The following is a 25295-nucleotide window of genomic DNA, read 5'->3' on the forward strand; positions in this document are numbered from 1 at the left end:
TCTTTCGGCAGTCTCGGATCCGCGCTGTCCGGCCTCTCACGCTGGTCGCTGCTGTCGTGGCGCGGGGTGTGGGCGGTCCCGGACGAGCGACCCCCGCTGACCGTCACCCCGGACGAACCCGACCCGGCGCAGCACTGTCAATGCTGAAACGCCGAAGTGTTCACTGCGCGGGACCTTTCGCGCATTCCGCCGGCTCACGTGTTAGACACAATGCACGTGTCGTGAGTACGGCGCACTAATTTTCGGCCGTGGATCCGTGCGGCCCCCTGACCGAGGAGGCCGATGGTCGTCGAGACGCCGAGTCCCACGCGGGAACTCCCCGCGCCCCGGGGCATCGTTCCGGTTCTGGCGCTGTGCGGTATCGGTGTGGCTCTGATGCAGACCCTCATCGTTCCGGTGCTGCCCCAATTACCTCTGCTCGTGCGTGCAACACCCGAGAACGCCTCCTGGGCGATCACCGCGACACTGCTCGCCGGAGCGATCGTCACCCCGATCAGCGGCCGGCTCGGCGACATGTTCGGCAAGCGACGGATGCTGCTGTGCAGTCTCGGCATGATGGTGCTCGGCTCGGCAGTGTGCGCAATCTCGACGACACTGCTTCCCCTCGTGGCCGGTCGCACGCTCCAAGGCGCCGCGGTGGGCGCGATCCCGCTGGCCATCGCGATCCTCCGCGACGAGCTGCCACCTCGTCGCATACCCGGAGCGATGGCGACGCTGAGCGCCACCCTCGGTGTCGGCGGCTCGATCGGCCTCCCGTTCGCCGCTCTGATCGCGCAATCGTGGGATTGGCACATGCTGTTCGTCGCGTCCATGGTCATGGGCTTCGCCGGTATCGCGCTGGTACTGCGCTACATCCCCGAGTCACCGCAACGGAACCCCGGCAGTTTCGACTACGCCGGGGCGGTCCTGCTGTCCATCGGTTTGGTGCTGCTCCTCCTGCCCGTCACGAAGGGCAATTCGTGGGGGTGGACGAGCCCGGTCACGATCGGCATGTTCGGTGGGGCCGTGATCGTGTTCGCCGGATGGGTCTGGTACGAAATGCGCTTGTCGCGGCCCCTGGTGAACGTGCGCTTGTCGGGGCGGCGTCCCGTGCTGATGACGAATCTGGCTTCGATCGCCCTCGGTTTTGCGATGTATTCCAACGTCCTCGCGTTCCCCCAGCTGCTGATGGCGCCGCCGGAGACCGGTTACGGCCTCGGGCAGACGATGGTGTTCGCCGGACTCGCGCTGGCTCCGGCCGGTCTGGTGATGATGGCGCTGTCGCCGGTATCGGCCCGCATCACATCGCGGTTCGGGCCGCGGGTGACACTCGCAGCCGGCGCCGCGACCGTCGGGCTCGGCTATCTACTCGCCTACTTCCTCTACCGCGACCTGTGGCACATCGTCGTCGCTTCGATGGTGATCGGGGCCGGGGTGGGCCTCGCCTACGCTGCCATGCCCGCCCTGATTATGGCAGCGGTCCCGCTGAGCGAATCGGCCGCGGCCAACAGCCTCAACACGTTGATGCGCTCGGTCGGTACCTCGACGGCAGCGGCAGTGATCGGTGTGGTGCTGGCCGCCATGACGACCCGGATCGGCGACGCGGTGATTCCCTCCCTCGAGGGTTTCCGGCTCACGTTCCTGATCGCCGCGTTCGCGTCCGTGGTCGCGCTGCTGTTCACCGCGTTGATTCCTGCCGCGCCGCCCACCCTGCGTTCCAGCGACACCTCTAGAGTTTCGTGAGCGACCACTGTCCGTAATCGCCGACCAGGACATGGTTGACGTCGATACCGATGCCGTCGATCTTTCCGCCGCTGACCTGATGCAGATGCGCCGACGGATGCACGTAGCCCTTGGGTGTGCCCCAGTTGTGCTGCCAGTAGAACGATCCCAGTCCTGCCGTGGTCACCCAGTCGAGGGTGGGGGAATTGGCGTACACGCCCGTGTTGGCGTGACCGACCACTTCCTGCCAGCCCAGCAGGTACGGCACGATCTGCGTGGTGAACTGCGCGAGACTGGGATTGTCGTCGATCGACGCGTAGATCGGGCGATCGTCCGGTCCCCCGGCCGCGCGGTGCAGTTCCAGACCGCGACGGGCATGGCGGATCCCTGCCTCGTACCCGCCGAGCCAATCGGCGGTCTCGCCCTTGCCGAACTGGTAGCAGGACACCACTTCGAGTCCGCTCGCGATCAGTGCGTCGGCTTCGTTCTCGGTCAGCGGCTTCGCGCGCATCCACTCGGCACCCGGTCGCCGGTCGGAGACGTACCGGATCGCTCCGCTGTGCCCAGCGGCACGAATCGATGCCGACGAGGGCACTTCCGCCGAATAGTCGACGATCGTGCCGAGGACCTCCCGGCTCTGGGCGATGCCGGGCGCCGTGAGCGCCGACGCCAGAACGGCTCCCGATCCGATTGCCGTGTACCGCAGCATGTCTCGACGAGAAAAAGTCATCGCACCTGCCTTCGGGTGTGTGGTCCGGGCTTCCGCACGGGAGCCGGATGTGCCACCCGGTATTGCACCACAATCACACCGTCCCCACCGGCAACAGCGGGAAACAAGATCGGGGTGGACGCGGAGAGTCCTCAGCGACCTGCGAGTTCCGCGAAGAACGCCGGAACCAGGGCGATGTCCTCGACAGTGCGCGTCGTCGTCCGCACCCCCAGTCCGTGTTCCTTGAGCAGATCGCACAGGCCGTCCCCGTCGACCAGGTCGATCGGGGGTGCACCGTAGCGGTGGGCTTCGGCGCGCGCGTCCTCGGTGAAAGAGCCCGCCGACACCAGCAGACCCTTCTCGCCGCGCCCGACCATCGCGGCGCGGAACTCGCGCACCACGTCGGCGCCGGCGCGTTCCTGCCCGTGGAGGAATCGGAAGAACACCGAGAAGCTCAGCAGCGACACCCGCAGCACCCCGGTCCCTTCGACGTAGGCGTCGACCCCGTTCGCGAAATCGGTGCGGGTGCCGGGCGCCGGGATGGACAGCGTCGTGAAGCCCACCGCCCGCAACACCGCGCCGACGAGACGTTCGAAGCCTTCCGCGGGCAGATCTGTGACCGCACCCAGAACCGGCTCGCGCCACAGTTCGGGGTCTTCCGGTGCCGCGGCCAGCGGCACGACCTGTCCACCCGCAGAGGAATTGCGCACCATGCGCTTGCGGCGCTTCTCCGCGGTGTAGGCAACCTGCATCGGCTTGATCTCGGACTCGCGTACCGCGCGTCCGCGATCGGTCACGCTCCACACGCCGCGACGAGTGTTGGACAGCAGTCCCATGCCCTTGAGATAGGTGCGGGCCCACGCCACGCGGTACTCGATCTCGGTTCCCGGGCCGTCACCGTGCAAGACGGCCTGCGCCGTTTCCGACAGTCCTTCGCGCTCGATCACTGCGGCGTCGATGTCCTCGATGACACCCGATCCGTCCAGTTCGATCACTGCCTGCAGGGTGGGCCAGAGGAGATCCGTGTACGGCGGCAACGACGCTTCCCCGCCGTCGGTGCTCCGGACGGAGTTCCCGATCGCGTTCCGTCGCTGCACACCTTCCCCTAACATCGCGGCCACCGTGTCACCTTCTCGACCGACCGGCGGCGTGGCCGCGGATTCGGTCGTGTACGTCGGAAATACCCTAGCCGATGATGCGGAAGCTTCGGCCGGTGCGCGCGGCGAGCGTACGATTTGCGAGGGAACCGGTGACAAGATCGGCCGCGGTCGAACTCCCGGAAGGTGTCCAAATGAACCGGCCCGCACCCGTCGACATGGCCCATCACTCGCATCTGAGCGGACTGTTCGCTCCGCAACGCGAGGAGGTCGACGTCGGCGACCTCGAGGTCGTCGGTGAACTGCCCGGCGACCTGCAGGGAAGCTATGTGCGCAACGGCCCGAATCCCCGATTCGATCCGATCGGGACCTATCTCTACCCCATCGACGGGGACGGCATGGTGCATCGTGTCGCAATCGACGAGGGCACCGTTCGTTACACGAACCGATTCGTCCGCACCCCTCAGGTCGTGGCGGAGGAGAAGGCCGGACGCGCACTGTGGGCCGGCGTCACCGACCCGTATTTCCCGCCGGCCGACGAGGTGGGTCCGGACCTGGCGAACACCATGCGGGAGCTGCCGGACATCAACGTGATTCGTCACGGTGGCCGATTGCTGGCACTCGCCGAGTCGGCACCGCCGTATGCGCTCGGGTCCGGCCTGGAAACCCTGGGACGGGAAGTCTTCGGCGGCGCGCTTCCGGTCGGACTCACCGCACATCCCAAGATCGATCCGAACACCGGCGAGCTGGTCGCGTTCTGTTACGTCCTCGACGCGCCGTACCTGACGTGGTCGGTGATCGCCCCGGACGGCTCCGTGACGCGAGCGGCGACTCCGGTGGAGGGCGCCGACCGGCCGCTGATGATCCACGACATGGCGCTCACCCCGAACCACATCGTTCTGGTGCTCGCCCCGATGGAGTTCGACCTGGCGCAAATCTTCAGCGGCGGCTCGCCACTGCAGTGGCAACCCGAGCGCGGGGTCCGGATCGCGCTGATCCCCCGCGACGGCGGCCCGGTGCGCTGGTATTCCACCGACACGTTCTGGATGTGGCACACCGTCAACGCGTTCGAGCGGCCGGACGGTGATGTCGTGCTCGATTACATCGAATGGCGTTATCCCGGAGGCTTGACCGCTCGGGTGGCGCCGAACGCCAGCCTGCTGCGCCGCGCGATCATCGGCCGCCACGGCGTCACCCGCACCACGCTGCACGAGCGCGACATCGAGTTCCCCCGCATCGACGACAGGTTGCTCACCGGCAACCACCGCGTCGTCTCGACGATCGGCCGGAGCGGGAGCAGAAGACTCCCCACCGGGGCCGCCGACGCGCTGTTCTGGTTCGACGTGGACGCCGGCACCGAAACGGTGTGGGCCGACGACACATTGACCCCGGGCGAACCCGCGTACCTGTCGAGCGACTCGGGAGGCGCAGGCTACTGGGGCTCGATCGCGACCGACCGCGCCGACCTGACCAGCTGGTTCCTCATCTTCCCCGCGGAGGACCCGGCGACCGGTCCGGTCGCACGAGTGCGATTGCCGATCCGGGTGCCCGCGGGACTGCACGGAGCGTGGCTGCCCGACGAGTGAGAACCGGAGACTACGGTGGTCGGGTGGGTTTCACACGCGCCGAACTCGAGTCGTACCGGGACGCCGTGGTCCCCGATCTGATCGGTCCCGGCTGCCGGCTGCTGTTCGTCGGTATCACCGGGAGCGCCGCCCCCGTCGTATCGTTTGAGTATGGCACCGCAGCACAATGTCCTCGACAACGCTGCGGAATCGACATCGCATACGGCGCGGGAATCGGGACGGTCCTCGGCATCGCAATCGTGGGTGCCCCGGCATCGCTCTGGGTGCAGCATTTGGAGCCGCCCTCGGCGTTCTGGCAGGACTGGCCATTCGCAGCGCATTCACAGACGCCCGGCACTGAATCGACCGTCGGGTCGCCGCGCAGGCTGTTCGCTGACCCATCGAAACGCCGCATCGCGCTCGTCCTTCTCCGCACCGCACGCCGAGCCTTCGTGGACGACAGGGACATCGACGATGACCGGGCGGAGGCGCGCTACCGTACCTGCTGGCCGAATACACTGAACTCCCGATTTTTCGCACGAAGCGAGGTCCACTTATGCAATGAGCAGTCGACGCCGAGGGCAACAATGTCCTCGAGGCGACACGGCCCAAGAAGTTCGACGAGCTCACTTCCTTGCTGAAGCCACGCGGTGAGGAGAACTTCTTCAGCGCCTACGACCCCGAGGCGCCACCGATCGGCATCGGCGAGCGACTCACCCTCCACATGCCCGCGCACGCCACAGCCTCCCCGCTGGGCGACTTCCGCGAATGGGAAACGATCAGCGCCTGAGCCGAGCAGATGGCCATCGACCTCGACAGCGATTCGTCATGACCGCCTTCACAGGTCCGGTCACCACCGTCACGGCCGTCCCCGGTTGGTTGACGGAGTTCTTTCGATAGTCGCATACGGCGTGTAATCGGGAGGAGCGACAGGGAACCGGCGCCGATGGGCATAGCGCCAAGGAGATTCCATTCGGATCGCTGAGCGATCACGTGTCAACGGCACCTTGTTCCCCCGGGGGCCTGCGAGGTTGCGCAGACCCCTGCGTGCCACGGTCCCCGGAAACACACTCGGGCGCAGGATTGCATTGATCGATTGAGACCAGCCTTTCGCCACGAGCGTGCCTTTCATCCGTTCCCGAGAAGGTGCGCACTCATGGCATCGTGTAGCCCCCACTGACCGAGAACACCTGACCGGTGATTTGCCGTGCTGCTGTATTCGACGACAGCCAGAGGACCGAATTGGCGATGTCGGCCGCCGTGGTGAGCCTGCGGAGCGGAGTGTCCTTACGAACAAAGTCGATCTGCTTGTCGTTGAACACCGAGTCCTGTCCGGCAGACCACAAACTTGCCCCTCCCACTGCCTCGGGGCCCTCTGGAATGACCAAACCGGGGCAGACCACATTTGAACGGACCCCGTGACGACCGTGTTCCTTGGCGGTCGTCCGTGCGAGCGCTATCAGCCCGGCCTTGGTCGCGCCGTAGATTCCCTGGCGGATCTGACCGAAGGCTGCATCGCTGGCGATGAAAACGATGGAGCCGTGTCCCGCCTCTGCCATCGGCCCCAGGGCAGCCTGTGTGCTTGCGATTGCCGTGAACAAGTTGATCTCGACGGTCTTCTGCCACACTGCGCGGTCCGTGTCGTCGGCCAGGAAGCCTGGAACACTCCAGCCGGCGTTGTTGACCAAGACGTCGATTCCTTCCCAGTTGCCCACCGCGACGCCGACAGCTCTCTCGGCTACCCCCCGCTCCGTCAGGTCGCCGGCCGCAACTTCGACGGCCTGAGCGCCCAAGCTGAGCGCTTCTTCTCGAACCTTGTCCGCCTGCACCTTGTCGATGTCGGAGATGACGATTCGACTACCTTCTGCGGCAAAGCCATGCACGATCGCACGCCCGATGTTCGATGCGCCGCCCGTGACCACGACCCGGGCCGCTGCAAGTCCAAGATCCATCGTCGCTCTCCTTCTATCTGCAGTCGTTGACGTGACTCATCTTACTATTCTATGTTAAATTAGGAAATATGAGCGAGTGGTACGAACCTTCTCGGTCACTCGTTGGCTCGAACCTCGGGCCCGGCTCGCACCCGACCTGTCGAAGCGAACGTTGGCAGCGCGAGGACTGGACGGGTCGAAATGTGGAGGGTCACGCGCGCCTCGTCGGGCTGCTCCTCCCGCTTCACCGGCCTCACGGACGCCTCTGCCTGCTGTCATGCACCCCTTCCGCCATGTTTGCCCCCCCCGATACCCTGAGAGGCAGAATGACCAAGGACATCGATCGTCGCCGCCGACTCCTGCGTGCCGACTACCCCACGTGGACAACCCGGACGCTGGACGAATGGCTCGACCACAGTGCGGAGCGTTATCCGGATCGCCCGCTGGTACTCACCGACGAAACCACGCTGACCTACTCGCAGGTTGCGGACTCGTCTCGACGCCTGGCGGACGGCTTGATTGCTGCGGGAATTCGCCCCGGCGACCGGGTCGGATTGCTGGTGGCGAACTACCCCGAGTTCGTTCCCCTGAAGTTCGCTATCGCGCGGGCCGGTGCCGTCGCGATCCCGTTCAACTATCTATACAGGCAAGAGGAGCTGGGATACGTTCTGGCCCAGTCGCAATGCCGACTGCTGATCACGATGACCGGGTTCGCCGGCCTGGACTACCTCGACATGCTCGATGCGATCGCGCCGGGGTGGGACACCGCGGGATTCGCGGATCGGCCAGCCGACCAGGAGGATGCGGTTCCGGACCTGCGTCGAGTCGTGCTCTTCTCGACCGACGATCGGACACGTGACGATGTGCTCTCCGTAGCAGGGCTGGGCGAACTCGGCGACCGCCACGCCGGTGCCTCCGATGCCGTGCACCGCGCCCCCGACGGCATCGCGGACATGCTCTACACGTCGGGGACCACCGGCTCACCGAAGGGGGTGCTGCTCACCCACGATGCGGTGTTGCGTACGGCGTACTCCTCGGCATTGACGCGTGCGTACGAAGACGGTAGGCGGACCCTGTTCTCCCTGCCCTGCTACCACATGTTTGCGTATGTCGAGGGACTGCTCTCGGTGATGTTCGTGGGCGGCGCTGTCATTCCGCAGACCACATTCTCGCCCGTGGGCTACTTCGGCGGAATCGAACGACATCGCGCAACCGACATGATCTGTGTGCCGACGATGGCGGTGGCAATGGCCCAGAGTCCGCAGCGCCACGAGTTCGACCTGTCGTCGCTGAAGGCGATCTTGTGCGGTGCGGCGCTGGCTCCCGTGTGGTTGTGGCAGCAGTTCGAATCCGACTTCGGGGTCAGTGAGATCTGCACGGGTTACGGAATGACCGAATGCGGCGGCTCGATGACGCTGACCCTTCCGGAAGATCCGTTGGAACTCGTCTCCACTACCGTCGGACGCCCGAAACTCGCGGGCGCGGCGAGTATTCCAGGTACCGATGTACTGGTCCAGTACAAGGCAGTCGATCCGTATTCCGGCGAGGATCTTCCGAGCGGAGCAGAGGGTGAACTGCTCTCGTACGGTCCGACGGCAATGATCGGATTCTGGAACAAACCGAAGGAGACCGCTGAAGCCTTCGACGGCAACGGCTGGCTACGGTCAGGCGATATCGGACGGGTACGCGCCGACGGATACATCCAGGTCACCGGGCGCAGCAAGGAACTGTACAAGAGCGGTGGCGAACTGGTGATGCCGAAGGAGATCGAAGACCTCCTCGCTGCACACGAAGCGATCAGCCAGGTCTTCGCAATCGGACTGCAGGACGAGAGGTGGGGTGAGATCGGCTGTGTGATCATCGCCCGGACCCCGGGTCACTCCGTCACCGAGGATGAGGTGATCGACCTCTGCAAGTCCCACCTTGCGCGGTTCAAGGTGCCCAAGCACGTCGTGTTCGTCGATGCGGAGATGCTTCCCACGACCGCGACAGGCAAGGTCCAAAAGTTCCGCCTCAAACAGCTCGTGGAATCCGCACTGACGCAGAGCCGGGTCTGATCGGACCGCACCGGCAGGCACGCGTCTCGCCGAGGCCGTCGTCACGGATGAACGACCGCCTCGGCGAGTCCCGTACAGCCCGCATGATCGCTTTGTGTTCGACGTCGACGCAGAATCGGATTCATTCCCAAGAACAGAACAACTTGCGCCGTAGGCGATCGTTCGGATGCCTGCGGTGACGCCGGCCGGTGGGGTTCCCTGTGACGTACGGCGCGGCGATACGGTGCCCGGCAGGTCTTGCCCGATGCGCCCTGAATGGAAGTGGAGGTGTTGACGGTGTCGAATACCCCTGTGTCGAATACCCCTGAGCCGGGGTCCGTCGAATCGCTCGGGATGCCCGGCGTGGCACTGGTCGGTGGCGTTTCCCATTCCGACCGGCTGATCGACTCCGACGCAATCAGGCGGCGACGCACCGCAGCCGTCGCACTCGCAGAAGGTCTTCGCGACCTGATCGAGGACACCGTCTGCACCGAAGTGCCGGCTGAGGCAATCGACGAAGCGGCCCGCATGGTCGCCGAGGTCCGAGCGTCACTGGCCGGTACCCGTCGAAGCCGGGCCGAGATGCCATTGGTCGATGATCCAGAGAACGGCCTTCGCCTCTACAACCCCGCCTACGGGCAAGGGAACCCGATCGCTCCTCCTCTCGTGTTCACCACGACCGAGACGGGAGTGCGTGCGACCTGCACGGTCGGGCTGGCTTATGAAGGCCCTCCCATGTTCTGCCACGGAGGAGTCAGCGCAATGCTGCTCGACCAGGTGCTCGGCCAGACCGTCGCCGCGGCGAACCATGCAGGTGTGACGGTGGATCTCACCGTGAAGTATCGACGGCCCGTTCCGCTCCAAGTGCCGCTCGTGCTGACCGGACGCGTGCTCGGTGAGGATCCGAACTCTGGGAGCCGGAGGTTCTTCGCCGAAGCCACACTGGCCACCGAGTCGGATCCCGAAGTTCATCTGGTCGTGGCGACCGGCAGTTTTGCGATGCTGCGTCCCGACCAATTAGCGAGGATGTTCGAGGGCATCGTGCGCCCCTCGCGCGTTCGTCCCGACCTCGCCCGCGACTGACTCGCACTTCGCAAGTGGCCACGTCCGTCGCCCGTTCTGTGACATCAGACCCGAGGAGAACCCATGACGACCGATCACCCCGAAGCATGTTCCGACGCAGGACGATGGGTTCTGGTGGCCGGAGGATCAGGCGGCCTCGGCAGTGCGATCAGCCGCTCGCTGGCAGAGGACGGCTGGAACGTTGCCCTCACCTACCGACGCAACGCTGCTGCAGCTGAGAAGATTGCCCGCGAAGTGACCGGGCTGGGCCGGTCCTCTCGGATCGTCCAACTCGATCTGACGGACCCCGAAGCCGCCCGGGACGTGGTGGACGAGGTCTCGTCGTCCGTCGAGCTCGGCGGGGTCGTGTATGCCGCAGGTCCGCACATTCCGATGAAGTACGTCTCCGCGATCACCCCGGAAATCTTCTCCCAGACTGTGGATGTGGATGCGAAGGGATGTTTCAACCTCCTGCAACCGGCCCTTCGGCACCTGCGCGAGAACGGAGGTTCGGTCCTCGCCGTAAGTACTCCCGGCATCACGCGGTACCCGAAACGAGACCTGTTGTCGGTCGCGCCCAAGGCGGCCGTTCAAGCGGTTATTCGCGGAATTGCGGTGGAGGAGGGCCGTTTCAACGTGAGGGCGAACTGCATCGCAGTCGGCCTGATCGAGGGGGAAGGCATGTGGGATCAGCTCCTCGAGCGTGGGGATTACACCGAGGAGATGTTCGCAGTGGCCAGGAAGACCATTCCATTGCCCCGCTTCGGCTCGGTCCACGACATCGCCGAGGCTGCGCGATTCCTCATGTCCGACAGGGCAAGCTGGATCACTGGACAGACGCTGACAGTCGACGGTGGGTACAGCGTATAGCGGTGCCGGAACGCCCGTGCGGTGACGCGTCGGCAGGATGCCCTCGATGACGCATTCGTACCCATAGCCACAGGTCAGCGCGAGCTAGTCGCAGTTTCGCCTCCGCCGAGGGCGTCACCGTATTCCGGGTGAGCCACGCACGGGCGTCGAACTGCGTTCACGTCCGTCCTCTTTCCCGAGGTTCGGATCCGCTGCGAGCTCCGGGGGTTGGTGAACCGGCGGCACCACTGCTATCGTGAAATTTAATCGAAACTAGAAAAAGGACAGCGGTCGACACTTCTCGAGCGCTCGACCCGTGAGGGGATACCGTGCGACACGAACGCCAGATGGAACTGATGAACCGGTTCGTCGCGCTGCGCGATACCAAGACCGCGACGATGGCGGACAAGGTCCGCACCCAGCCGACCTCGGCCTACACCAGCCCGGAGCTGCACGAACAAGAACTCGCGAAGATTTTCCGCGGCCGGTTCCTGTTCGCCGGACTCGCCGGTGACGCCGCGATGCCGGGCGACTACTTCTGCCTCGACCTCGCCGGACTTCCCGTCGTGGTCGTCCGCGGCGAGGACGGACTGCTGCGCGCGATGGTCAACATGTGCACCCACCGCGGCGCCCGCATCTTCCCCGACGACCACGGACATCTGGAAGGACGCGGCATCGCCTGCCCGTTCCACTCCTGGTCCTTCGACATGTACGGCCGTCTGCTCGGCCAACCGCTCGCCCGCGAAGGCTTCAAGGAATGCGACAAGGGCCTGCTCGGTATGCGCGCCCTCAACGTCGTCGAACGCCACGGCCTGGTCTTCGTCGAACCCCTCGCCACCGGCGGAACCGGAGCCGGACAAGACCCCGACACCCTCCTCGGCGGCGCCGACCAAGACCTGGCCGACCTGAACCTGGGCAACTACCGCCTGGCCGACTCACGCACCCGGACACTGCCACTGAACTGGAAGCTGGTCATCGACACCTTCCTCGAGTCGTACCACATCTTCTCCCTGCACCGCGAAAGCATCGGCCCCTACTACTTCTCCACCCCCAACATCTTCGAAAGCTTCGACTCGACCCTGCTCTTCGCCGGCGTCCGTTCCGACATCGTCACCGAACTCGACAAGCCGGAAGCCGAACGCAACCTGCTGCCCTATGTCACCCTGCAGTACTTCCTCTACCCCAACGCCCTCATCGTCCACCAGATCGATCACATCGAAACCTGGCAGGTCTTCCCCGGCGCCGGCCCCGACGAAAGCATCGTCACCACCAACATCTACGGCCTCGGCGAGATCACCGACAAAGCCCGCACCTACCTGACCAAGAACCTCGACCTGCTCGTCGGCGTCACCGACACCGAAGACTTCCCCCAAGGCATCCGCACCCAACGCGCCATCGAAGCCGGCGCCAGCGACTCCTTCGTCTTCGGCCGCAACGAACCCGGACTCATCCATTTCCACGAATGGATCGACCACACCCTCACCACCCCCTGACACCCCGCCTGCGTCTCCATCCCCGGATCGCAGAGAGCTTTGGAACTGAGAAGGAGCAGCAATGACGCAGCGCGACAGCACCGGACCGCTGGCCGGATTGACCGTGCTCGAATTGGCCGGCATCGGCCCGGCGCCTTTCGCATGCATGCATCTGGCTGACATGGGCGCGACCGTGATCCGGGTAGACCGCCCCTCCGGCGGCGAGACAGCCGGTCCTCCGCCGGAAGAGGACCTGCTCAACCGCGGCAAACAGTCGGTTGTACTCGACCTCAAGCAGCCCTCGGCGGTCGAGGCGTTCCTCACACTCGTAGAGACTGCGGACGTGGTGGTCGAGGGATTCCGGCCGGGTGTCGCCGAACGGCTGGGTATCGGCCCGGACGCCGTGTGGGCACGCAACCCGAAGGTGGTCTACGGCCGGATGACCGGCTGGGGTCAGTTCGGCCCCTTGGCCCACACCGCCGGCCACGATCTCGGCTACATCGCGGTGACCGGCGCGTTGCACGCGATCGGAACGGCCGGGGGCCCACCGCAGATTCCCCTCAACCTCGTCGGTGACTTCGGCGGCGGTTCGGCCTATCTGGTGATCGGCATCCTGGCAGCGCTCCGTGAGGCGGAGCTGACGGGCCGTGGACAGGTCGTGGACGCGGCCATCGTCGACGGCGCCTCCCATCTGCTCGCAGGCACCCACGCGTTACTCGCCACCGAGCGATGGACCGACGAGCGCGGCGTCAATCTGCTGGATGGTGGCGCGCCGTTCTATTCGGTGTACGAGACGTCCGACGGCCGCTACATGGCCGTGGGCTCGATCGAGTCCAAGTTCTATGCCGAACTGCTACGACTGCTCGAGCTCGACGAGGATCCGCGCGCTCAGAACGACCGGGATGGATGGCCGGCGTTGCGCAAGCGGCTCGCCGAGGTCTTCCAGCTCCGCACCCAGTCCGAATGGACCGAGATCTTCGCCGGGACCGACGCATGCGTGGCACCGGTGCTGAGCTTGCGCGAGTCGGCCCACCACGTACACCTCGCCGAGCGGGGCACCATTGTCGCGCCCGACGGAGTGCTCCAGCCCGGCTTCGCTCCCCGATTCTCCGCGCATTCTCACCCCACCGAGATTCCGCTGCCGCCGGCGCTCGGTGAACACACCCGTGCGGTGCTCACGGGAGCGGGTGTGAACGCAGACGGACTCATCGCAGAGGGTGTCGCTGCCCAGGCATGACCGTCTCACCCACGAAACCACCGAACAGTTCTACACGCAGATAAGAGGAAACGAAATGAAAGTCATCGTCGATCGCACCAAGTGCACCGGCCTGGGCGTGTGTGAGTCCCTGGCGCCCTACTTCTTCGAGGTCAACGAGTCCGGCGAACTCGAGCTTCTGAAGGAAGATGTCGCCGCCGACGAGCTCGCGACCGTGGAAGAAGCGATCGCCAGTTGCCCCACCGCGGCTCTGCACATCGAGCGATAGGCAGGAGGACGAAAGCGATGAGCGAGAGACACTTCGTCGTCGTCGGCGCATCCCTGGCCGGTCTGCGCGCTGTCGAGGCGGCACGCAGATCCGGATTCGACGGCCCGATCACTGTGATCGGTGCAGAAAGCCACCTGCCCTACGATCGCCCACCGCTCTCCAAGAAGTACCTCGAACCCGTCATCGACGGCGGTCGACCCGAGCTTCCGTTCTTCCGCTCGGCGGAGGCGTTCGCACACGAACTCGACGCAGAGTTGATCCTCGGTTCTCCGGCCACACGCCTGAATACCGAAAAGCAGGAAGTGCACGTCGCAAACCGTGTCGTACCATACGACGTCCTGATCATCGCCACCGGCGCCCACGCGCGGGAATTACCGGGAACGCAGGGGCTCGCCGGTGTCCATGGCCTGAGAACCCTGGACGATGCCGAGGGCATCCGCGCCGCGCTCGAGGCTCGTGCCCGCACCGTCGTGATCGGCGCCGGATTCATCGGCTCCGAGGTGGCCTCGAACGCCCGTCAACGGGGTGTCGACGTGACCGTCGTCGAGGCCCTTCCCACCCCCCTGGTACGTGCCGTCGGCCCCGCGATGGGCGCCGCCGTCGCCGCACTGCACGAACGCAACGGCACGAAGTTGCTGTGCGGTGTGGGAGTTTCCTCGGTGGAAGGCGACGGACACGTCGAACGAGTCGTACTCGCGGACGGCACCGTCCTGCCGGCAGATCTCGTGGTCGTGGGAATCGGCGCCGTGCCGTCGGTGGAATGGCTCGAAGGTTCCGGTCTGACACTCGACAACGGCATCGTATGCGACGCGAACCTGTTCACCGGTGTCTCTGGCGTGTACGCGGCCGGCGACGTGGCTCGGTGGCATAATCCGCTCCTCGGTCGACTACAACGCCTCGAGCACTGGACCAGCGCCGCCGAGCAGGGCGCCGCGGCGGCACGCAACGCACTCGACCCCGCGGCAGCGAAGCCGTACTCGACTGTGCCCTACTTCTGGTCGGACTGGTACGACAGCCGGATCCAGTTCGTCGGATTCCCTGATGCAGACGAGGTTTCGGTGGTCGACGGTGACGTCACAACCAGCGGAAAGTGGGTCGCGCTCTATCGCAAGAATGATCGGCTCGCCGGCGCGCTCACTGTCAACGGGCAGACCGAGATCATGAAATACCGTGGGCTGATCACGAAACAAACGAGCTGGAACGACGCGCTCGAGTTCGCCCGAGTCCGTCGGGAGCAGGCTGCGGCGAAGTTGGCGTTCGCCAGGTAGATCTGCTTCCCGCGAGACTCACACGGATTCAGCGGTGGTGACGGCCCTCCGGGTACCCGCACGACGTGAGGCCGTCGCCGTCCGCGTGCTCGCGCCCGGCACCGACAACTCCGAATCGGTAGTGCCGAGACCGTGCCGAACCATCGACTTGGCGGTCTCCACCACCGTATCGAGCGAGCCCCACCGCGGGGTCCACCACTCGGCGGCCCAGTTGAGGGCACCGACCACGAACATCCGAGCAGCGTGCTTGTCGAGCTCGGAACGCACTTGACCGGCATCGGCGGCCGCCTGTATCAGTTCGCGCCAGATAGCCCCGTACTTGCTCTCCTCCTCGAGCTGTCTGGAGCGAATCTGTTCGGGTACCTGGCCCGCATTGCGGATCGCGGCAGTGGTGTAGTCGGAAATCTGCAGTTCGTAGCGCAGGTGATGTTCGACGGCGGCCAAGATCCGGTCCATCGGTGTCAGATCGGACGGCAGGGCGTCCAGCATGGTTTGGATCTGCGTTCTCATGTTGGCACTGCCGACCCACATGACCTCTTCGATGAGATCTTCACGGGAAGCAAAATAGTAATAGATCGCGGGAGCCTGGAGCGCAGCATATTCCGCGACATCCGTAAGTCGCGTACCTGCATAGCCCTTCACGCTCAGCACGTGCGCCGCAGCATCGAGGATCCGCTCGCGTGTTCGGGCAGATTTCGAATCCGCCTTCGAGTCAGGCGTCGGGTCGGCCTTCTCCGCTGCTTTTTTTCTAGCCACTGTTCAATAGTACAGCGGCAGCTCATCGCGGCGGACATCCACTCACCCTTCGACATCCGGGACCAAAGCCCATCTGCTCGACTCAGGGCACCTCACGCCACGCCGAACCGATTTGCGGGGGTGGTGAACCCTCCCCGCCACTGCTATCGTGAAATTTAATCGAAACTAGAAAAAGGACAGCGGTCGACACTTCTCGAGCGCTCGACCCGTGAGGGGATACCGTGCGACACGAACGCCAGATGGAACTGATGAACCGGTTCGTCGCGCTGCGCGATACCAAGACCGCGACGATGGCGGACAAGGTCCGCACCCAGCCGACCTCGGCCTACACCAGCCCGGAGCTGCACGAACAAGAACTCGCGAAGATTTTCCGCGGCCGGTTCCTGTTCGCCGGACTCGCCGGTGACGCCGCGATGCCGGGCGACTACTTCTGCCTCGACCTCGCCGGACTTCCCGTCGTGGTCGTCCGCGGCGAGGACGGACTGCTGCGCGCGATGGTCAACATGTGCACCCACCGCGGCGCCCGCATCTTCCCCGACGACCACGGACATCTGGAAGGACGCGGCATCGCCTGCCCGTTCCACTCCTGGTCCTTCGACATGTACGGCCGTCTGCTCGGCCAACCGCTCGCCCGCGAAGGCTTCAAGGAATGCGACAAGGGCCTGCTCGGTATGCGCGCCCTCAACGTCGTCGAACGCCACGGCCTGGTCTTCGTCGAACCCCTCGCCACCGGCGGAACCGGAGCCGGACAAGACCCCGACACCCTCCTCGGCGGCGCCGACCAAGACCTGGCCGACCTGAACCTGGGCAACTACCGCCTGGCCGACTCACGCACCCGGACACTGCCACTGAACTGGAAGCTGGTCATCGACACCTTCCTCGAGTCGTACCACATCTTCTCCCTGCACCGCGAAAGCATCGGCCCCTACTACTTCTCCACCCCCAACATCTTCGAAAGCTTCGACTCGACCCTGCTCTTCGCCGGCGTCCGTTCCGACATCGTCACCGAACTCGACAAGCCGGAAGCCGAACGCAACCTGCTGCCCTATGTCACCCTGCAGTACTTCCTCTACCCCAACGCCCTCATCGTCCACCAGATCGATCACATCGAAACCTGGCAGGTCTTCCCCGGCGCCGGCCCCGACGAAAGCATCGTCACCACCAACATCTACGGCCTCGGCGAGATCACCGACAAAGCCCGCACCTACCTGACCAAGAACCTCGACCTGCTCGTCGGCGTCACCGACACCGAAGACTTCCCCCAAGGCATCCGCACCCAACGCGCCATCGAAGCCGGCGCCAGCGACTCCTTCGTCTTCGGCCGCAACGAACCCGGACTCATCCATTTCCACGAATGGATCGACCACACCCTCACCACCCCCTGACACCCCGGAACTGAAATCACCCCTCCCACATTCGGGTACGAGCAGGCGCATCAGGTCTCGAGATCCGAGCTGTACACGCAAGGAAGGCCACCACATGAACCTAGAGCAACTTTCTGTCACCTTGTCCGCGGATGATGCGCAGCTGCAGACTGCGCTCACGCAGGCAAACCTGCCCACCCTTCTGCTCGTGCTCGCGCATGTCACACGGGACCCCAAGTGGCTCGAAGAGCCGTATCGTCCGACCCGGACTCTCGCCCTCCACGACAACGACACCGGCGGGCTACCGGACAATGTGCAGCAGGAGATCCGCGCCGCCGCCTTCGACACTCTCCGCGCCCTCCGAGACGGAAATCTCGAACTGCCCGCTCCCCCGCAGGACGACGATGTCATCAAGATGCTGAGCATCTCACTGGGAGAATCGATTCCGCCCGAATACGCGACAACGATGGCCGAGGAGGCAGGTTTCCGTCCCCGGGGTGGAACGGCGTGGTCCTCCGGCACACGTCCGGCAAGTGCGGACAAATTGAATGCAGTCATCATCGGGGCCGGCCCTTCGGGCATCGCCGCCGCAGCCACCCTCGCGAAACTCGGCATTCGCTACACGATCGTCGAGAAGAGCGACGCGGTCGGCGGCGTATGGAGGGACAACGACTATCCGGGTGCCGGCGTCGATACCCCGACACACATGTACTCGTTCTCGTTCGCTCCCCGCCGTGGCTGGACGCGATACTACGCCAAACAGCCGGAGATCCTCGACTACATCCAGCAGACAGCCCGCGACTTCGGGGTCGTCCAGAACATCCGGTTTCGGACCGAGGTCACCAAGATGGCGTGGGACGAGGAGGCTCAACTCTGGCATGTCTCGATACTCGAGGGCGACGGCTCGCATGAAGTCCTCGACGCTCCGATCGTGATCAGCTGCGTAGGCCAACTGAGCCGACCGTCCACGCCCTCCCTTCCCGGGATGGGTCTGTTCGAGGGTCCGATGTTCCATTCCGCCAGGTGGGATCACGAGGTCGATCTCACCGGAAAGCGCGTCGCAGTCATCGGAGCCGGGGCCACCGCGATGCAGATCGTTCCGGCTATCGCCGACACTGCGGAAAAAGTGCTGGTGTTCCAGCGATCACCACAGTGGATTGCACCGAATCCGAACTACCTCCGTGACGTCCCCGATGGGACCCGGCTCCTCATGGAACAGGTTCCCTACTACGCGGACTTCTACCGACTTCGGCTCAACTGGCAGTTCCAGGACAAACTTCTCGCCTCCCTCTACCGTGATCCGGAGTGGCCGCATCCGGAGCGTTCGGTCAGCGCCGCCAATGACAAGCATCGGATCTTCTTCACCAAGTATCTCGATGAACAACTCGGCGACCGCACCGATCTTCGCGAAAAAGTCCTGCCGGACTATCCTCCCTACGGCAAACGCATCCTGATGGATAACAACTGGTTCAAGACGATCAAGCGCGACGACGTCGAACTGATCACCGACGCGATTGCCGGTTTCGACGAGCACCATGTCCTCACCGCCGACGGTGCCGCCCACGAGGCGGACATCGTAGTCCTGGCAACGGGATTCCAGACCAGCCGGATGCTCTGGCCGATGGACATCTGCGGACGGTCCGGTGTGTCTCTGCACGAACAGTGGGGTGACGACGATGCCTCCGCCTATGTCGGCGTCAGTGTCCCCAACTTTCCCAACCTGTTCATTGTCGGGGGTCCGCACACCGCTCTGGGACACGGCGGCAGCGCCATCTATTCCACCGAATGCAGCGTCTCGTACATCAGCCAGCTCCTCATCCAGATGGTCGAGCGTGGACTGAATTGCGTCGAGGTGAAGCCCGACGTAGCCGAGGAATTCAACAAGCGGATCGACGCAGAGCACGAGCGCCTCATCTGGACGCATCCGGGAATGACGAACTGGTACAGCAATGCCGCCGGCCGGGTTGTTGCCGCAATGCCCTGGCGCAACGTCGACTACTGGACTTTGACTCGTACACCCGACCTCGAGGACTACATCGCGAAATAGGTAAGGCCATTCCGAATTCAATTAGGAACGGCCTTACCTGATACTCCCTTCCCGGTCGCCGGTCGCCGGCGTGTGCACCTCCGCCGAGTGCACACGCTGGCGACACGTCCGGGTGGTGCTGACGTACAGGTCCGGTCCGGTCGAAGGCATGCGAACCGGATCAAGATACTCGAGCAAACATTTGTACGAGCGAGGCAGCGTCGAGTTGTTCCACAATCGTGTCATTCATTGCGTATGACCAACTCAGGCAACGATTTGCGAACGGCACGCCAGATCCACTCCTCCATGGCCACGAACGGCGACCGACCGGTAGTGGGTTCTTAGGTCGGATCAACCGCCGCATATTGCATCAAACGAATCATCGGGTGCCAGACGACCCATAAGTGTTCATCAAGTCCTGCGCGTCGATCCCAAAGCTTCGGCTGCGGGACGGGACGTCACAGGAGTTGTGGAGCCTCAAATCGCCTCGGGCATGCCGGGGGCGATTCGGTGGCGAACACACCCACGGACCTCGATCATGTTCCCGACGGGTTCGTCCACGGTCACGTCGGATTGGTGAAGATTTTCTGCATCATCGCCTCGAACCGTTTGCCCAGGCCGAGTTCAACGAAGGCGGTCCCGTTCTGCTCACCGGCAACCACCGCGTCGTCTCGACGATCGGCCGGAGCGGGAGCAGATGACTTCCACCGAGGCTGTCGACGCGCTGTTCTGGTTCGACGTGGACGCCGGCCCAGTCAGAACCGCAGGACTACGGTGGTCGGGTGGGTTTCACACGCGCCGAACTCGAGTCGTACCGGGACGCTGTGGTCCCCGATCTGATCGGTCCCGGCTGCCGGCTGCTGTTCGTCGGCATCAATCCGGGGCTGTGGACCGCAGCGGCCGGCGCGCACTTCGCCCGCCCCGGCAACCGGTTCTACCCGGCGCTGCTGCGGGCAGGCATCATCACCCGCCGCATCGACCCCTCGTCCGGAATGAGCGACGCCGACACCGCGCACCTGCTCGAGCGCGGCGTCGGCATCACCAACCTGGTGCCCCGCGCCACCGCCCGAGCCGACGAACTGACCCCGGCAGAACTCCGCGCCGGCGCCGAACGCCTCGAGCTCGTAGTCGCCGAATACCGGCCGCATGCACTTGCGGTGGCCGGCATCACCGCCTACCGGGCCGCGTTCGGCCGCCGCAAGGCCGTGACGGGATTGCAGGAGGACACGGTCGCCGGTGTGCCGCTGTGGGTCGTACCGAATCCGAGCGGTCTCAACGCGCACGACACCGTCGACACTCTCGCGCGGGCGTACGCCGAACCGGCCCGGGCCGCCGGAATCCTCCCGTAACCCACTCCCGGTCAGGACGACCCGATCACCTTGGCGAGGTAGTCGGTGGCGCGATAGCCGGACGGCGCGCCGTCGACGAGAACTGCCGAGCCGTCGGAGTTCTCCGTGCGCAACGGCAGGATTTCCTGATAGGCGGGCGAGTCGTACCACGCGCGGGCCTGTCCGAGATCGGGGAATTCGATGACGATGAGGTGCCCGGGGAACGGACCTTCCTTCACCTCGGGGTCGACGCCGTGGACGAGGAACCGGCCACCGTACGGTGCCAGGGTGGCGTCGATCTTCTGCAGGTACTCGATGATTTCGGCTCCGAAGTCGACGGAACGAAGGTGTGCAACTGCGTATGCGTTCATGCCGCCGACGATGCCCCGGTTGTGGCCGCGAATCGATTACCCGGAAGGTAATGGCGGTGGTTCCCCACCGGCTCTAGTGTCGGGATCATGATCGGTGTGCAGGAGCAGTCGGCCGGTGGGTTGCTTCGCCATTGGCGCGAGCGGCGCGGCCTCAGCCAGCTCGCGCTCGCCAATCGCGCGGGCATCTCGGCGCGGCACGTCAGTTTCGTCGAGACCGGCCGCTCCCGCCCGTCGCGCAGCACCCTGCTCAAGCTGAGTGAGCATTTGGACATACCGCTGCGCGAGCGCAATTCGATCCTGCTTGCCGCGGGGCTCGCGCCCGCGTATCCCGAGCACCGGCTCGGTGATGTGCCGCTCGCTGCGGTCTCCGACGCGATCGGCCGGATCCTGTCGTCGCATCGACCGTTTCCCGCGCTGGTCGTGGATCGGCACTGGACGATGATCGACGCAAACGACGGTGTGACCCCATTGGTCTCGATGTGCGCGCCGGAACTGCTCGAGCCACCGGTCAATGTGCTGCGTCTGAGTTTGCATCCACGCGGCCTGGCGCCGCACATCGTCAATCACGGACAGTGGCGCGAGCACCTGCTGAGCCGTCTGCGGCATCAGATCGGGGCGACGGGCGATCCGGTGCTGCGGCGCCTGTACGACGAGCTGTCCGCCTATCCATGCGAGGATCCCGGCACCTCCACCGAGCCGCACGCGCTGGTGGTGCCGCTGCATCTCCGCACCGATGCCGGGGAGCTGTCGCTTCTGAGCACGACGACGCTGTTCGGGACACCGCTGGACGTGACCGTGTCGGAGCTGGCGATCGAGGCCTTCTATCCTGCCGACGACCGCACGGCCGCTGCACTGCACGCTCGGTGAGCGCGCGGTCCGAACCGGTCCCCCGCGCCGCCCCCTCGCGGTACGGTTCTTTGCGGAGACTGTCCAGCAGATCCGGAGGATACCGATCATGAGCACTACGAAGTGGTGGGTCCTGGATGGACGGAACAGCGGTTACGTCCTCGAGGAGCGTCCCAGCGGGGACGTCGTGGTCATGAACACCGAGACGTCGGAGGAACATGTCCTCCACGGATACGTGTGGAAGCATTCACCGTCCTTCGGTGTCCAGATCCAGGGTGAGGGCCCGCCGCCGTACGGCACGTGGGTGGAGAATCCGGAAGACTGACCGTCTCCAGGACCCGACGACCACACGGATCGTGCGCGCGGTCAGTTCACCGTTATGTGCCACACGAGCGCGGCGGCGAGAGCGCCGGCGCCGTTGAGCGACCAGTGCAGCGCGATCGGCGCCAGGATGCTGCCGCTGCGTCGGCGCAACCAGGTGAACACGAAACCGGCCGCGGCGGTCGCGACCACCGCCCCCGCGACACCGAGGATCTGGCCCCAGATCCCCACCCCGAGAAAACCGCTGAGACCGGCGTTTCCGGTAGTGAGGCCGAAGGACGACGCGACGTGCCACAGCCCGAACAGCAGTGAGCCGGCCGCGAACACGCCGCGGGCGCCCCAGACGCGTTCGAGGGTGCCGTGCAGTACGCCCCGGAAGGCCAGCTCTTCGGGGATGACGGTCTGCAGCGGGATGATGATCATGGACGCGACGAGCGCGCCCGAGACGGTCGCGTACCGCTCGGACAGGAAGAACTGCCGAGTGAACGGCAGGGCGATCCCGACTGCGATCACGGCGAGAACCAATGCCACGGCACCGACCGAATAGGCCGTGCCACGCTTCCAGTGCCGGGGCGACAATCCGAGCTCCGACCAGCGCATCCCGCGGTGCCGCATCATCGCTACCAGCACGGCGGCGGCGATGGGCACGGTAGCGATCGAGGCCCACACGGTGGTGAAATGCGCGATCACGTTGGTTGCGACCAGCATCGCGATCACGACGGTGACGTCGAGCCAGGCGTGGAGGCGAGGTAGCCGGGTCAGCGGCGGTTGTGCTGCAGCCTCAACTGTCATGCGCGGCCCCACCCACTCGCGCCGACTGGAGCGGAACAGGCGAGGGCGTTCTGGGGGCTGCAAAGCATACTAGTAATTATACCGGCAAAGCAATTGAACGGACGTCCAGCTGTGATGCATTTCACTGAATTGCGCGTGCATAATCTGCGTCACATCCCCCGTTGTCAAGGCCTTGCTTTCACGCGACTAACCTGTCTACGGAAACCAGCCCTTCCGTTCAGGAGAAACAATGGCCGACTTCCTCTACGAGGACCTGCTGCCGATCGGTGAGGACCCCACCGAATATCGGCTGCTGACCAGCGAGGGGGTGTCCACCGTCGAAGGACCCGACGGCCGCACCTTCCTGAAGGTGGAGCCCGAGGCGATGCGCCTGCTCACCGAAACCGCGCTGCACGACATCTCGCACTACCTGCGTACCGACCACCTGACGCAGCTCGCGAGCATCCTCGAAGACCCGGAGGCCTCGAACAACGACAAGTTCGTCGCGCTCGATCTCCTGAAGAACGCCAACATCGCCGCTGCGGGTGTGCTGCCGATGTGCCAGGACACCGGCACCGCGATCGTCATGGGCAAGCGTGGCCAGCAGGTGCTCACTCCCGGCAACGACGAGGAAGCGATCGCCCGCGGTGTGTACGACGCGTACACGCGGCTGAACCTGCGTTATTCGCAGAATGCTCCGCTCACGATGTGGGAAGAGAAGAACACCGGCAACAATCTGCCGGCGCAGATCGAGCTGTACGCCGACACGGCGAAGGGCCACGAGAACTCCTACAAGTTCCTGTTCATGGCCAAGGGCGGTGGATCTGCCAACAAGTCGTACCTGTACCAGGAGACGAAGGCGATCCTGAATCCCGACTCGATGATGCAGTTCCTCGAGGCCAAGATTCGTTCCCTCGGCACCGCGGCGTGTCCGCCGTACCACCTCGCGATCGTCGTCGGCGGCACCTCCGCCGAGTTCGCACTCAAGACGGCCAAGTACGCGTCGGCCCACTACCTGGACGAACTGCCCTCCGAGGGCGCGATGACCGGTCGCGGGTTCCGCGACCACGAACTCGAGAAGAAGGTTTTCGAGCTTACCCAGAAGATCGGCATCGGCGCGCAGTTCGGCGGCAAGTACTTCTGCCACGACGTGCGCGTGGTGCGTCTGCCTCGCCACGGCGCGTCGCTGCCCGTCGCGATCGCGGTGTCGTGCTCCGCCGATCGGCAGGCCAAGGCCAAGATCACCCCCGAGGGCGTGTTCCTCGAACAGCTCGAGTTCGATCCGGGCCGGTTCCTGCCTGAGGTCACCGATGAGCACCTCGATTCGGAGACCGCCGGCGTATCGGGCACCGGCAAGGGCGCCGCCGTCAAGATCGACCTGACCCGGCCGATGCCCGAGATCCTCGCGGAGCTGTCGAAGCACCCGGTCAAGACGCGCCTGTCGCTGACCGGCCCCCTTGTCGTCGCGCGCGACATCGCGCACGCCAAGATCAAGGAACGCCTCGACGCCGGCGAGGAGATGCCGCAGTACCTCAAGGACCATCCGGTGTACTACGCCGGACCGGCCAAGACACCCGAGGGTCTCGCATCCGGCTCGTTCGGCCCGACCACTGCAGGTCGCATGGATTCGTACGTCGAACAGTTCCAGGCGGCGGGCGGCTCGATGGTGATGCTCGCCAAGGGCAACCGCTCGAAGCAGGTCACCGACGCATGCGACACGCACGGCGGCTTCTACCTCGGTTCGATCGGCGGCCCGGCCGCGCGGCTGGCGCTCGACTGCATCAAGAACGTCGAGGTGCTCGAGTACCAGGAGCTCGGCATGGAAGCGGTGTGGAAGATCGACGTCGAGGACTTCCCCTCCTTCATCGTCGTCGACGACAAGGGTAACGACTTCTTCGCCCACACCGACGAGGTCACGCTCACGGTCGGGAAGCGCCCCGGCCTGTAACCCTTTGCAGCAGAATGCAGTTCGGCCCCGTCGGGAATCTCTCCCGACGGGGCCGACCCGTATGCGAGACTGCGGTCAGGCGGCGCAGGCGTGCGTTCGCGAGAGCACGGCCGGCGACTGCGCGACCGCATTCCGCAGAAAACCGGTGACCATGGCGGGTTCGGGCTCCTCGCCCGGGTCGAGCACGCCGCACAGCGCGCGGTAGGTATCGACATCGAGGACGGGCACGACGCGGAAGTGCGTGGTCATGCCGAGAACGAAATCGATCGCGTGGTCGCGGGAACGAACCTTGAGCTCGGGGCCGTGCGCGCCCGTGACGACGCATATTTCGAGTACGGCACCCGGTGCGAGAAAGTCGAACGAGGCGGCATGCACCTTGTGGCGCACCCT

The 25295-nt window shown here is 65.0% G+C and carries 23 protein-coding genes and 1 pseudogene; 17 read left to right on the plus strand and 7 right to left on the minus strand.

The genetic code is table 11. From position 1 onward, the window contains the following. Positions 1 to 282 precede the first annotated feature (282 nt). On the plus strand, positions 283 to 1722 hold the full coding sequence (locus Q8814_RS12980; RefSeq protein ID WP_330152433.1) for an MFS transporter: 1440 nt from the start codon (positions 283 to 285) through the stop codon (positions 1720 to 1722). On the opposite strand, the gene Q8814_RS12985 is transcribed toward Q8814_RS12980, so the two are convergent. Next, a complete protein-coding gene (locus tag Q8814_RS12985; protein WP_330152434.1) occupies positions 1709 to 2431 on the minus strand; it encodes a DUF1906 domain-containing protein in 723 nt (240 codons plus the stop codon). The genes Q8814_RS12980 and Q8814_RS12985 overlap by 14 nt on opposite strands. A 131-nt stretch (positions 2432 to 2562) precedes the next feature. After that, positions 2563 to 3507, minus strand: coding sequence for a restriction endonuclease (locus tag Q8814_RS12990; RefSeq protein WP_330152454.1), 945 nt, complete (start codon positions 3505 to 3507; stop codon positions 2563 to 2565). Positions 3508 to 3701: 194 nt separating this feature from the next. Between Q8814_RS12990 and Q8814_RS12995 the strand changes: the two genes are divergently transcribed. The 3 genes and pseudogenes from Q8814_RS12995 to Q8814_RS13005 all read left to right on the plus strand — a co-directional run bounded on the left by Q8814_RS12995 (position 3702) and on the right by Q8814_RS13005 (position 5862). Beyond that, positions 3702 to 5093 carry a carotenoid oxygenase family protein gene (locus Q8814_RS12995; protein WP_330152435.1) on the plus strand — a complete coding sequence of 464 codons (1392 nt, stop codon included), beginning with the start codon at positions 3702 to 3704 and terminating at the stop codon, positions 5091 to 5093. 23 nt (positions 5094 to 5116) lie between these two features. After that, positions 5117 to 5209, plus strand: a pseudogene (locus tag Q8814_RS13000) (mismatch-specific DNA-glycosylase); the annotation flags it as partial. A gap of 497 nt (positions 5210 to 5706) precedes the next feature. Continuing rightward, positions 5707 to 5862: a hypothetical protein gene (locus Q8814_RS13005; RefSeq protein WP_330152436.1), complete on the plus strand. Its 156-nt coding sequence runs from the start codon at positions 5707 to 5709 to the stop codon at positions 5860 to 5862. Positions 5863 to 6226: 364 nt separating this feature from the next. Here the strand turns inward: Q8814_RS13005 and Q8814_RS13010 are convergent, their stop codons facing one another. Continuing rightward, positions 6227 to 7024 (minus strand): SDR family NAD(P)-dependent oxidoreductase, encoded by a 798-nt coding sequence (locus Q8814_RS13010; protein WP_330152437.1) that lies wholly within the window; start codon positions 7022 to 7024, stop codon positions 6227 to 6229. 305 nt (positions 7025 to 7329) lie between these two features. On the opposite strand from Q8814_RS13010, the gene Q8814_RS13015 reads away from it, so the two are divergent. The 7 genes from Q8814_RS13015 (at position 7330) to Q8814_RS13045 (ending at position 15174) form a co-directional block, all read left to right on the plus strand. After that, complete coding sequence (locus tag Q8814_RS13015) at positions 7330 to 9060, plus strand: class I adenylate-forming enzyme family protein (protein ID WP_330152438.1); 1731 nt, start codon at positions 7330 to 7332, stop codon at positions 9058 to 9060. A 276-nt stretch (positions 9061 to 9336) separates the two neighbouring features. Continuing rightward, positions 9337 to 10122 carry a PaaI family thioesterase gene (locus tag Q8814_RS13020; RefSeq protein ID WP_330152439.1) on the plus strand — a complete coding sequence of 262 codons (786 nt, stop codon included), beginning with the start codon at positions 9337 to 9339 and terminating at the stop codon, positions 10120 to 10122. Positions 10123 to 10185: 63 nt separating this feature from the next. Beyond that, positions 10186 to 10971: an SDR family NAD(P)-dependent oxidoreductase gene (locus Q8814_RS13025; RefSeq protein WP_330152440.1), complete on the plus strand. Its 786-nt coding sequence runs from the start codon at positions 10186 to 10188 to the stop codon at positions 10969 to 10971. A 308-nt stretch (positions 10972 to 11279) separates the two neighbouring features. Next, positions 11280 to 12443 carry an aromatic ring-hydroxylating oxygenase subunit alpha gene (locus Q8814_RS13030; RefSeq protein ID WP_330152441.1) on the plus strand — a complete coding sequence of 388 codons (1164 nt, stop codon included), beginning with the start codon at positions 11280 to 11282 and terminating at the stop codon, positions 12441 to 12443. Between the two features lie 61 nt (positions 12444 to 12504). Further along, the gene (locus Q8814_RS13035) at positions 12505 to 13659 is read left to right on the plus strand and encodes a CaiB/BaiF CoA transferase family protein (protein WP_330152442.1); all 1155 of its coding nucleotides are present in this window, start codon (positions 12505 to 12507) and stop codon (positions 13657 to 13659) included. A gap of 55 nt (positions 13660 to 13714) precedes the next feature. Next, entirely contained in the window at positions 13715 to 13906 is a 192-nt protein-coding gene (locus Q8814_RS13040; RefSeq protein WP_330152443.1) for a ferredoxin, read from the plus strand. 17 nt (positions 13907 to 13923) lie between these two features. Then, entirely contained in the window at positions 13924 to 15174 is a 1251-nt protein-coding gene (locus Q8814_RS13045; protein WP_330152444.1) for an NAD(P)/FAD-dependent oxidoreductase, read from the plus strand. Between the two features lie 18 nt (positions 15175 to 15192). Here the strand turns inward: Q8814_RS13045 and Q8814_RS13050 are convergent, their stop codons facing one another. Continuing rightward, on the minus strand, positions 15193 to 15930 hold the full coding sequence (locus Q8814_RS13050; protein WP_330152445.1) for a TetR/AcrR family transcriptional regulator: 738 nt from the start codon (positions 15928 to 15930) through the stop codon (positions 15193 to 15195). Positions 15931 to 16151: 221 nt separating this feature from the next. Between Q8814_RS13050 and Q8814_RS13055 the strand changes: the two genes are divergently transcribed. From Q8814_RS13055 to Q8814_RS13065, 3 genes are all read left to right on the plus strand, one after another. After that, a complete protein-coding gene (locus Q8814_RS13055; protein WP_330152441.1) occupies positions 16152 to 17315 on the plus strand; it encodes an aromatic ring-hydroxylating oxygenase subunit alpha in 1164 nt (387 codons plus the stop codon). Between the two features lie 94 nt (positions 17316 to 17409). Continuing rightward, the gene (locus Q8814_RS13060) at positions 17410 to 19341 is read left to right on the plus strand and encodes a flavin-containing monooxygenase (RefSeq protein WP_330152446.1); all 1932 of its coding nucleotides are present in this window, start codon (positions 17410 to 17412) and stop codon (positions 19339 to 19341) included. Positions 19342 to 20102: 761 nt separating this feature from the next. Beyond that, the gene (locus Q8814_RS13065) at positions 20103 to 20669 is read left to right on the plus strand and encodes a mismatch-specific DNA-glycosylase (RefSeq protein WP_330152447.1); all 567 of its coding nucleotides are present in this window, start codon (positions 20103 to 20105) and stop codon (positions 20667 to 20669) included. Positions 20670 to 20680: 11 nt separating this feature from the next. Here the strand turns inward: Q8814_RS13065 and Q8814_RS13070 are convergent, their stop codons facing one another. Then, on the minus strand, positions 20681 to 21019 hold the full coding sequence (locus tag Q8814_RS13070) for a DUF1330 domain-containing protein (protein ID WP_330152448.1): 339 nt from the start codon (positions 21017 to 21019) through the stop codon (positions 20681 to 20683). An 87-nt stretch (positions 21020 to 21106) separates the two neighbouring features. Here Q8814_RS13070 and Q8814_RS13075 point away from each other — a divergent pair, with 87 nt between their 5' ends. Both Q8814_RS13075 and Q8814_RS13080 read left to right on the plus strand, forming a co-directional pair. After that, positions 21107 to 21886, plus strand: a complete 780-nt coding sequence (locus Q8814_RS13075) for a helix-turn-helix domain-containing protein (protein ID WP_330152449.1) — start codon at positions 21107 to 21109, stop codon at positions 21884 to 21886. Between the two features lie 88 nt (positions 21887 to 21974). Beyond that, complete coding sequence (locus Q8814_RS13080) at positions 21975 to 22190, plus strand: maltose regulon activator MalT (RefSeq protein WP_330152450.1); 216 nt, start codon at positions 21975 to 21977, stop codon at positions 22188 to 22190. Between the two features lie 41 nt (positions 22191 to 22231). On the opposite strand, the gene Q8814_RS13085 is transcribed toward Q8814_RS13080, so the two are convergent. Beyond that, entirely contained in the window at positions 22232 to 22978 is a 747-nt protein-coding gene (locus Q8814_RS13085; RefSeq protein ID WP_330152451.1) for a CPBP family intramembrane glutamic endopeptidase, read from the minus strand. Positions 22979 to 23207: 229 nt separating this feature from the next. Between Q8814_RS13085 and Q8814_RS13090 the strand changes: the two genes are divergently transcribed. Next, positions 23208 to 24905: a fumarate hydratase gene (locus tag Q8814_RS13090; protein WP_330152452.1), complete on the plus strand. Its 1698-nt coding sequence runs from the start codon at positions 23208 to 23210 to the stop codon at positions 24903 to 24905. A gap of 75 nt (positions 24906 to 24980) precedes the next feature. Here the strand turns inward: Q8814_RS13090 and Q8814_RS13095 are convergent. Continuing rightward, positions 24981 to 25295: hypothetical protein (locus tag Q8814_RS13095; RefSeq protein WP_330152453.1), on the minus strand; the 315-nt coding region annotated here is incomplete at its 5' end.

This window comes from Rhodococcus chondri (assembly GCF_036327435.1).
Lineage (GTDB): Bacteria > Actinomycetota > Actinomycetes > Mycobacteriales > Mycobacteriaceae > Rhodococcus > Rhodococcus chondri.